At 68.4% G+C, this 8,520-nt stretch carries 6 protein-coding genes; all 6 read left to right on the top strand.

The features are described 5' to 3' along the window. Nucleotides 1–526 precede the first annotated feature (526 nt). Genes AB7O82_RS35105 through AB7O82_RS35130 form a run of 6 tightly spaced genes read left to right on the top strand, consistent with a single transcriptional unit; the run spans nucleotide 527 to nucleotide 8,478 of the window. On the top strand, nucleotides 527–616 hold the full coding sequence (locus AB7O82_RS35105) for a K(+)-transporting ATPase subunit F (protein ID WP_428549079.1): 90 nt from the start codon (nucleotides 527–529) through the stop codon (nucleotides 614–616). Between the two features lie 12 nt (nucleotides 617–628). Next, nucleotides 629–2,356 (top strand): potassium-transporting ATPase subunit KdpA, encoded by a 1,728-nt coding sequence (gene kdpA / locus AB7O82_RS35110; protein WP_428549081.1) that lies wholly within the window; start codon nucleotides 629–631, stop codon nucleotides 2,354–2,356. Nucleotides 2,357–2,385: 29 nt separating this feature from the next. Further along, nucleotides 2,386–4,458: a potassium-transporting ATPase subunit KdpB gene (gene kdpB / locus AB7O82_RS35115; RefSeq protein ID WP_428621554.1), complete on the top strand. Its 2,073-nt coding sequence runs from the start codon at nucleotides 2,386–2,388 to the stop codon at nucleotides 4,456–4,458. A gap of 55 nt (nucleotides 4,459–4,513) precedes the next feature. After that, nucleotides 4,514–5,116, top strand: a complete 603-nt coding sequence (locus AB7O82_RS35120; RefSeq protein ID WP_428549085.1) for a K(+)-transporting ATPase subunit C — start codon at nucleotides 4,514–4,516, stop codon at nucleotides 5,114–5,116. 18 nt (nucleotides 5,117–5,134) lie between these two features. Next, complete coding sequence (locus AB7O82_RS35125; RefSeq protein WP_428549087.1) at nucleotides 5,135–7,798, top strand: DUF4118 domain-containing protein; 2,664 nt, start codon at nucleotides 5,135–5,137, stop codon at nucleotides 7,796–7,798. Then, on the top strand, nucleotides 7,795–8,478 hold the full coding sequence (locus AB7O82_RS35130) for a response regulator (RefSeq protein ID WP_428621556.1): 684 nt from the start codon (nucleotides 7,795–7,797) through the stop codon (nucleotides 8,476–8,478). Before AB7O82_RS35125 ends, AB7O82_RS35130 begins: the two co-directional genes overlap by 4 nt. The last annotated feature ends 42 nt before the right edge of the window (nucleotides 8,479–8,520 follow it).

Below are 8,520 nucleotides of genomic sequence, written 5' to 3' on the forward strand. Positions count from 1 at the left end.
CGACGATGGTGAAGACGGCGCAGGCGGTGCTGTTGCAAGCTCATGGCTGGGAGCGCGCCACTCCGATGGCGCGCTTCCTGGTGATTACACATCCCCGAGCGCCATCGGAGTGGCGCGCTTCCGGCAGACGCGAGGTCTATGGGTCGAGCGTTTCCGGCGCGTCTCTTCCGGACCGCGTGCGTCTCGCCCGCTCATGATTTCATGAGTGGGCGAAACGCCCACGGTCCGGAAGACAAAATTCCTATGCCGCTTCTATGCCGCGGCGTCGTCGGCCGGCTCGAATTCCTATGCATCGGCGACCTTCTATGGCGGCGAGGAGCGTACCCATGATCGACCTCGCCCTGTATGCCGGCTTCGTCCTGTTCTGCCTCTTCATCGCCTACGAGCGGCTCACTCATCGGCTGTGAACCGGGAAACCCGAGGGAGCCCTCGATGCTCGACATCATCCTGATCGCGGTCGGCTGCGGCGCGTTCGTCCTGGCCATCGCCTATGCCTGGGCCTGCGACGGGCTGTGAGGAGGCCGACATGCCGATCGACTACATCCTGGGCGCCGCCGTGACGTTCGGACTGTTCATCTACCTGGTCTACGCCCTGCTGCGGCCAGAGCGCTTCTAGGGGGACCTGGCCATGACCTTGGACGGTTGGATCCAGATCGCGCTGTTCGCGCTGGTGGTCGTGCTGCTCGTCAAGCCGTTCGGCGGCTACATGACGCGTGTCTTCGCGGGCGAGCGCACCTTTCTCTCGCCCGTGCTGGATCCGCTCGAACGCGGCATCTATCGGCTGAGCGGCGTCGACGCGCGCAGCGACCAGGGCTGGCTCAGCTATGCCGTGTCGATGCTGCTGTTCAACCTCGTGGGCTTTCTCGGCCTCTACACCCTGATGCGCCTGCAGCCGGTGCTGCCGTTCAACCCGGCCGGCCAGCCGGCGGTCGAGGAGAGCCTCGCCTTCAACACGGCTATGAGCTTCGACACCAACACCAACTGGCAGTCCTACGTGCCCGAAGCCACGATGAGCTACCTCGTCCAGATGGCCGGGCTCACCGTCCAGAACTTCGTCTCGGCGGCGACCGGCATTGCGCTGGCGATCGCACTGGTCCGCGGCTTCGCCCGCCGCTCGGCCAGGGGCATCGGTAATTTCTGGACCGATCTGACCCGCTGTACTCTTTACATCCTGCTGCCGATCTCGATCGTGGTCGGCCTGTTCTTCGTCTGGCAGGGCGTGCCGCAGAATCTCGGCGCCTATACCGAGGCGACGACGCTCGAGGGCGCGCGCCAGGTGATCGCCCAGGGACCGGTCGCCTCGCAGGAAGCCATCAAGATGCTGGGCACCAACGGCGGCGGCTTCTTCAACGCCAATTCCGCCCATCCGTTCGAGAATCCCAGCGCCATCACGAACTTCGTGCAGATCGTGCTGATCTTCTCGATTGGCGCCGCCCTCACCAATGTGTTCGGCCGCATGGTCGGCGACCAGCGCCAGGGCTGGGCGGTGCTGGCGGTCATGGGCATCCTGTGGCTGGGCGGCGTTTCCGTCGCCTACTGGGCGGAGGCGGCCGGCAATCCCAACATCGCCGCGCTCGGCGTCGACGCCAACGCTTCCCCGCTGCAGGCCGGCGGCAACATGGAAGGCAAGGAGGTGCGTTACGGCATCGCCAACTCGGCGCTGTTCGCCGTCATCACCACCGCCGCCTCCTGCGGCGCGGTCAATTCCATGCACGACAGCTTCACGCCGCTGGGCGGTCTGGTGCCGCTGTTCAACATCCAGCTCGGCGAGATCATCGTCGGCGGCGTCGGCGCCGGCCTCTACGGCATGCTGCTGTTTGCCATCATCGCGGTGTTCATCGCCGGCCTCATGGTGGGGCGCACGCCGGAATATCTCGGCAAGAAGATCGAGGCCAAGGAGGTCAAGATGGCGCTGCTCGCCATCCTCGTCCTGCCGCTCTCGATTCTGGGCTTCACCGCCATCGCCACGGTGACCGCGGCCGGCCTGGCCGGGCCGGCCAACGCCGGGCCGCACGGCTTCAGCGAGATCCTCTATGCCTACACCTCGGGCACCGGCAACAACGGCTCGGCGTTCGCCGGCATCAGCGCCAACACGCTATTCTACAACACCACGATCGGGCTCGCGATGTTCATCGGCCGCTTCCTGATGATCGTGCCCATGGTGGCGATCGCGGGCTCGCTTGCCGCCAAGAAGATCGTGCCGGCCTCGGCTGGCACCTTCCCGACCGACGGACCGCTGTTCGTCGGCTTGGTTGTCGGCGTCATCCTGATCGTCGGCGGCCTCACCTTCTTCCCGGCTCTCGCGCTCGGCCCGATCGTCGAGCACTTCGCGATGCTCGCCGGCACGCTCTACTGAGCTGAATCACCGAGGCAGGGGCTTTCCCCATGGAACTCGCTCTCAATTCCCGCAAGCGGGCAGGAGTGGCCACCCTGGCCGATCCCGGCATCCTCGGGCCGGCGCTGGCCGGCGCCGTCAGGAAGCTCGATCCGCGCGTCATGATCCGCAACCCGGTGATGTTCACGGTCGAGGTCGTGGCGACGCTGACCACGATCCTGTTCATCCGCGACCTCGCGACCGGCGCCGGCGGCCTAGGCTTCTCGCTGCAGATCAATCTCTGGCTCTGGTTCACCGTGCTGTTCGCCAACTTCGCCGAGGCGGTCGCCGAGGGCCGCGGCAAGGCGCAAGCCGCGACACTGCGCAAGGCCAAGACGGAGACCATCGCCAAACGGTTGGCAGACGTTTCAACGACCAGCTTCGCGACGCTTCCAGCCGCCAGGCTCAGGAAGGGCGACATTGTGCTGGTCGAGACCGGCGACTTCATTCCGTCTGACGGCGAGGTGATCGAGGGCGTCGCCTCGATCAACGAGGCGGCGATCACCGGCGAATCCGCCCCGGTGATCCGCGAGAGCGGCGGTGACCGCTCGGCGGTCACCGGTGGCACCCAGGTCATCTCCGATTGGGTCAAGGTGCGCATCACCGCGCAGCCGGGCTCGACCTTCCTCGACCGCATGATCGCCCTGGTGGAGGGCGCAGAACGCCAGAAGACGCCGAACGAGATCGCCCTCAACATCCTGCTCGCCGGCATGACCATCATCTTCGTCTTCTCGGTCGCCAGTATCCCGAGCTTCGCCGCGTACGCCGGCGGCACCATGAGCGTCCTGGTGCTGGTCGCCCTGTTCGTGACCCTGATCCCCACCACCATCGGCGCGCTGCTGTCGGCCATCGGCATCGCCGGCATGGACCGTCTGGTGCGCTTCAACGTGCTCGCCATGTCGGGCCGCGCCGTCGAGGCGGCGGGCGACGTCGACACCCTGCTGCTCGACAAGACCGGGACCATCACGCTCGGCAACCGCCAGGCGACCGAGTTCCTTCCGGTGGCCGGGATCGACCAGCGTGACCTGGCCGATGCCGCCCAGCTCGCCTCGCTGTCGGATGAGACGCCGGAGGGTCGCTCGATCGTCGTGCTGGCCAAGGAGAAGCACGACATCCGCGGCCGCGAGATGGCGCCCCTGCATGCCAGGTTCATCCCGTTCTCGGCCTACACCCGCATCAGCGGCATCGACGTCGACGGCTCGTCGATCCGCAAGGGTGCGGTCGACGCCGTGATCGCCGACAGCAATGCCAAGGCAAGCCCGGCCAACGTCGCCCGCGAGGTGGAATCGCTTGCCGAGAAGGTCGCCAAGGCCGGCGGCACGCCGCTCGCGGTGTCGCGCGACGGCAGGCTGCTGGGCGTCATCCATCTCAAGGACATCGTCAAGGGCGGCATCCGCGATCGCTTCGCCACGCTGCGCAAGATGGGCATCCGCACCATCATGATCACGGGCGACAATCCGCTCACCGCCGCTGCGATTGCCGCCGAATCGGGCGTCGACGACTTCCTCGCCCAGGCGACGCCGGAGACCAAGCTCAAGCTGATCCGCGACGAGCAGGCTGAGGGCAAGCTGGTGGCGATGTGCGGCGACGGCACCAACGACGCGCCGGCGCTGGCCCAGGCCGATGTCGGCGTCGCCATGAACACCGGCACGATGGCGGCACGCGAGGCCGGCAACATGGTCGACCTCGACAGCGACCCGGCAAAGCTGATCGAGATCGTCGAGATCGGCAAGCAGCTGCTGATGACGCGCGGCGCGCTCACCACCTTCTCGATTGCCAACGACGTCGCCAAGTACTTCGCCATCATCCCGGCGATGTTCCTGGCCTTCTACCCGCAGCTCGAGGCGCTGAACGTCATGCAGCTCGCGACGCCGCAGAGCGCCATCCTGTCGGCGATCATCTTCAACGCGCTGATCATCGTCGCCCTGATCCCGTTGGCGCTGAGGGGCGTCCAGTACCGCCCGGTCGGCGCCTCCCAGGCACTGGTGCGCAACCTGCTGATCTACGGCCTGGGCGGCATCGCCGTGCCGTTCGTCGGCATCAAGCTGATCGACCTGCTGATCGCGACAGTGGGGTTGGCGTGAGTTTTTGTCCTCCCCAGCGTCTTCGCTGGGGAGGAGAATGAGATGAGGACAAACCATGTTGAAGGAACTCCGCCCTGCCATCGTCATGATGGTCGCATTCACGATCATCGCCGGGCTCGTCTATCCGCTGGCGATGACGGAGATCGCGCAGCTGGTGTTCCCGCGGCAGGCCTACGGCAGCCTGGTCCTGAGGGACGGCAAGGTGATCGGCTCCGAGCTGATCGGGCAGAATTTCACCGATGCCCGCTACTTCCATGGTCGGCCGTCGGCGACCAGCGCGCCCGATCCCAACGATTCCACCAGGATGGTATCGGCGCCCTACAACGCCGCCAACTCGTCGGGCAGCAACGTGGGACCGACCTCGAAGGCGCTGATCGAGCGCATCCAGCGCGACGTCGACAGGCTCAAGGCCGAGAATCCGGGCACTCCCGTCCCCGTGGACCTGGTCACCACCTCGGCGAGCGGCCTCGACCCGCACATCACGCCGGCCGCCGCCTGGTTCCAGGTGCCGCGCGTCGCCAGGGCGCGCGGCCTGCCGGAAGCCCAGGTGCGCGAGCTCGTCCATCAGCATGTCGAAGGCCGCGTTCTCGGCGTGCTGGGCGAGCCGCGCGTCAACGTCCTGCAGCTCAACATGGCGCTCGACGCCCTGAAATCGTAGTGACATCTTCGATCGCGCATGGCCGGCACCGCTGAAGACAGGCGCCCTTCGCCCGACGCGCTCCTCGAGGCGGCGGAACGGGAGACGCGCGGCAAGCTCAAGATCTTTCTCGGCGCCGCGCCGGGTGTCGGCAAGACCTGGGAGATGCTGTCGGCCGGGCGCCGGCGCAAGGCCGACGGGGTCGACGTCGTGGTCGGCGTGGTCGAGACGCACGGCCGGGCCGAGACCGAGGCCCAGCTGGCCGGCCTCGAGGTCGTGCCGCGCCGCATGGTCGAGTACAAGGGCCGCACGCTGGGCGAGATGGATCTCGACGCCATCCTGAAGCGCCGCCCGGCGCTCGTGCTGGTCGACGAGCTGGCGCACACCAACGCCCCCGGCAGCCGCCATCCCAAGCGCTATCTCGACGTCGAGGAGCTGCTTGGCTGCGGCATCGACGTCTACTCGACTATGAACGTCCAGCACGTCGAGAGCCTGAACGACGTGGTCGCGCGCATCACCCGCATCCGCGTGCGCGAGACGGTGCCGGACCGAATCGTTGACGCCGCCGACGAGGTCGAGTTGGTCGACCTGACGCCGGCCGATCTGATGGCGCGCCTGCGCGAGGGCAAGGTCTATGTCCGCGAGCAGGCGCAACGCGCCCTGCGCCACTATTTCTCGCCCGGCAATCTCACGGCGCTGCGCGAGTTGGCGCTGCGCCGCACCGCCGCACGGGTCGACGAGCAGATGCGCAGCTACATGCGCGAGCACGCCATCCCGGGGCCGTGGGCGGCGGGCGAGCGGGTGATCGTCTGCCTCGATCCCAGCCCGGTCGCGGCCAGCGCCGTGCGCGCTGCGCGGCGCACTGCCAGCGGTCTGGATGCCGAGCTGATCGCGCTCTATGTCGAGACCGACCGCCACGCCGTCCTGTCGGAGGCCGAGCGCAACCATCTCACCGAGAACATGCGCCTGGCGACGCAACTCGGCGCCGAGGTCGTCACGCTGCCCGGCCGCTCGGTGACCGAGGAGATCTTGGCGTTCGCGCGCGCCCGCAACGCCACCCGGGTCGTGGTCGGCAAGTCGCGCCGCTCGCGCTGGTTCGAGTTCAGGCATGGCTCCGTGGTCGACGAGCTGGTGCGCAGCGGATCGGGGCTCGCCATCGAGGTGGCGCCGTCCGACGCGGAGAAGACCCCGGTCGGCGCGGCCGACTGGCTGTCCGAAATCCCGCGCTCGCCCGGCCCCTATCTTGAAGGCCTGCTGACGACCTTGGCGGCCACCGCCCTCGGCAAGCTGATCGACTTCTACATCGATTTGCCCAACATCTCGCTGGTCTTCGTCGTGCCGGTGCTGGTCGCCGCCGCGCGCCACGGCCTGGTGCCGTCGCTCTGGGTCTCGGCGCTGGGCGTGCTGTCGTACAACTTCTTCTTCATCCCGCCGCTCTACAAGTTCACCATCCATGATCCCGCCAACATCGTGGCGCTATTCTTCTTCATGGTGGTGGCGATCGTCGCCAGCACGCTCGCGGCGCGGACTCGTTCGCGCACCGAATCGGCGCGCCGCGAGGCGCGCGCGACCGCCGAGCTTTACGCCTTCAGCCGCAAGATCGCTGGCGTCGTGGACCTCTACGACCTCTTGTGGATCGTCGTCAGCCACTTGGCGCGGCCGCTCAACGCCGAGATCGTGATGCTGATGCCCGAGAAGGGGCCCGACGGCCGGCTGGTGCCGCACGCCGCCTTCCCGCCCGACAGCGAGTTCAGCGACGCCGACCTCGCCGCGGCGCGCTGGTCGTGGGAGGCCGACCATCCGACAGGGCGCGGCACCGACACCCTGCCCGGCGCGCGCTGGCTGTTCGTGCCGATCCGCACCAGCGGCTCGCCGCTCGCCGTGATCGGAATTCTGTCCAAGCCGGGACGCGAGCTCAGCGCCGCCGACCGTCGGCTGCTCGACGCGGTCGGCAGCCAGGCCGCCGTCGCCATCGAGCGCGTGACCCTGGCCGAGGATATCGACCAGGCGCGGCTCGGCGCCGAGCGCGAGCGCCTGCGCTCGGCCATGCTGACGTCGGTGTCGCACGACCTGCGCACGCCGCTCGCCTCCATCATCGGCGCGCTGTCGACCTTGCAGGGCGGCGGGCGCTACGACGAGGCGACGCGCAAGGAGCTGGTCGAGACCGCGCTGGGCGAGTCCCGGCGGCTCGACCGCTTCGTCGGCAACCTGCTCGACATGACGCGGCTGGATGCCGGGGCCATCGCGCCCAGGCTCGAGCCTGTCGATGTCGGCGACCTCGTCTCCACCACCCTGCGCCGCGCCGCGCCGCTGCTCGAGGGTCATGCCGTCGTGTCGTCGGTGGCGCCCGAACTGCCCACCCTGTCGCTCGATTTCGTGCTGGCCGAGCAGGCCCTGTTCAACCTCCTGGACAATGCCGCGAAATACTCCGAGCCGGGCGGCAGGATCGAGGTGCTGGCGCGCCGCGCCGGCGATCGGATCGAGATCGTCGTGCAGGACGAAGGGTCGGGCCTGCCCGCCGGCGCCCTCGACCGCCTGTTCGACAAGTTCTACCGCGTCGACGACGGCGACCGGCGGCGCGCCGGCACCGGGCTGGGCCTCGCCATCGCCCGGGGCTTCATCGAGGCCCAAGGCGGGACGATCGCGGCCGCGAATCGGACCGATCGATCCGGCGCGCGCTTCACCATGAGCTATCCGGCGTGACCGGCGACGCCGCCACCATCCTGATCGTCGAGGACGAGCCGCCGATCCGCCGCCTGCTGCGCTCCATCCTGACGGCGCACGAGCACCGCGCGCTCGAGGCTGCGACCGGCGGCGAGGCGCTGTCGGCCCTGCGCCATCACCGGCCCGACCTGATCCTGCTCGATCTCGGCCTTCCCGACATCGACGGCCAAGCGCTGATCGGCCGCATCCGCGCGATCTCGCCGGTGCCGATCGTCGTCCTGTCGAGCCGCGGCGACGAGGCTGCCAAGGTGGCGGCGCTCGATGCCGGCGCCGACGATTACGTCACCAAGCCGTTCGGCGCCGACGAGCTGATGGCGCGCCTGCGCGCCGCGCTGCGCCATCGCCTGCAGCAACAGGGCGCCGAGCGCACCTTCACGAGCGGCGAGCTCAGCGTCGACCTTGTGCGCCACCTGGTGCGCCGCGGCGCCGAGGACGTGAAGCTCTCGCCCAAGGAGTACGACATCCTGGAGCAGCTCGCGATCCACGCCGGCAAGGTGCTGACCCACAGGCACCTGCTGCGCGAGGTGTGGCGCGACGAGACCGTCGACCCTCAATACCTCCGCGTCTACGTCCGCCAGCTGCGCCAGAAGATCGAAGCCGACCCGTCCTCACCGCGGCACGTCCTGACCGAGCCGGGCGTCGGTTATCGGCTGGTGTGAATGATCTCCTCATGGCTGGGAGCGCGCCACTCCGATGGCGCT

The organism is Reyranella sp., assembly GCF_050185545.1.
Lineage (GTDB): Bacteria > Pseudomonadota > Alphaproteobacteria > Reyranellales > Reyranellaceae > Reyranella.